At 45.9% G+C, this 1,355-nt stretch carries 2 protein-coding genes; both read right to left on the minus strand.

Going from position 1 to position 1,355, the window contains the following annotated elements:
* Positions 1 to 191 precede the first annotated feature (191 nt).
* The gene (locus D829_RS0115340; protein WP_017689793.1) at positions 192 to 686 is read right to left on the minus strand and encodes an isochorismatase family cysteine hydrolase; all 495 of its coding nucleotides are present in this window, start codon (positions 684 to 686) and stop codon (positions 192 to 194) included.
* Positions 687 to 753: 67 nt separating this feature from the next.
* A partial coding sequence (locus tag D829_RS0115345; protein WP_017689794.1) for an AAA family ATPase occupies positions 754 to 1,355 on the minus strand: 602 nt, incomplete at its 5' end.

Below are 1,355 nucleotides of genomic sequence, written 5' to 3' on the forward strand. Positions count from 1 at the left end.
AAACTTTTTACACAAAAACGGAGAGGACAGAAATAACCTGAAGAAGCGGAGCGTTCGCCTGAAAGCTTTCTGAAAGAAAGCTGCATCGGAAGCATACACTATCACCGGATTTCCCCTTTAAAAAGGGAATCAAAAAAATCTGGGGATAACAGCGATCGGAAGGTTGTTCTGTCATTGGAGTGCTCACCTCTTTAGTTGAACTTATATAGATAATCAACCACAGGATATGAGATCACATTGCGATCTCTGTACGTTGAAGTCACCGCTTCGGGATGTGTACTAAGAATTCCGTTTCGCAACATCACCGGCCGAAATCCTCGCTCCATTGCTCCGTTGTAGGTGAATAGAACACACTCCTCTGCAGCAAAACCTGCGATAATCACCAATTCAATTCCGTGACTCTTCAACACCTGCTCCAGGTTCGTCTGCCAGAAGGCATTGGAAGCTTCCTTGGTAACCGTGAGATCCTTCTCATTCACATCCACCTCGGGAATGATGCGATACTCATCTAACGCTGCCTCCTCCATGCCCTCCACATCCTGCACGTGAACGACCGTATGATCATTCGAGCGCAGCACATTAGCCACATGGTTAATGTACTCACAGGCATGGTCTATCGAAGTCTGATCCATCTTTTTCCGCACAATACTCTCCTGCATATCAACAATCAGCAAACCTACCTTCATCCAATCTCTCCTCATAAATAAATTTTACGCCGCATGGTTGAGTAACTTCCCTTGTTAAACTGAGAACTTAATCTTTAAATAATTCATTCAGCATCCGGTCGCGGTTCTCCAGAAAGCTGCGAGTAATCTGATAATGATCGGTCTCCTCATAGGCTACCTCTTGAATATGGCTATCGTCAAAACTTAAAATCTCTGCCCCCGGATATCCCAGCAAAATGGGTGAGTGCGTCGCAATAATGAATTGCGAAGTGCCTGACAGATCGTGGAGGATACGCAATAAGGAGAGCTGCCTAGCTGGAGATAAAGCGGCTTCGGGCTCATCGAGCAGATAGATGCCTTTGGAACTGAAGCGATTGACGAACAGACTGAGAAAAGACTCCCCATGTGATTGTTCATGTAATGAACGCCCGCCATAATATTGGAGCGATGCTGGCATCTGATCGACATGTGATGCGAATTGATAGAACGATTCAGAGCGCATGAAGAAACCATTCGTTATTTTGGGCAACCAGGCCAGTCTGAGATAATTCCCGAGCGAGGATTCCGAAGCATGTGTCTCATAGGTATTATTCCTGCCGCCCCCTGCGGTATTGAATCCACATTGATGAGCGATGCCTTCGAGCAGCGTAGATTTCCCTGAACCATTTTCACCTACAAAAAAAGTACGTT

The organism is Paenibacillus sp. PAMC 26794 (assembly GCF_000316035.1).
In the GTDB taxonomy this organism is placed as follows: Bacteria; Bacillota; Bacilli; order Paenibacillales; family Paenibacillaceae; genus Paenibacillus.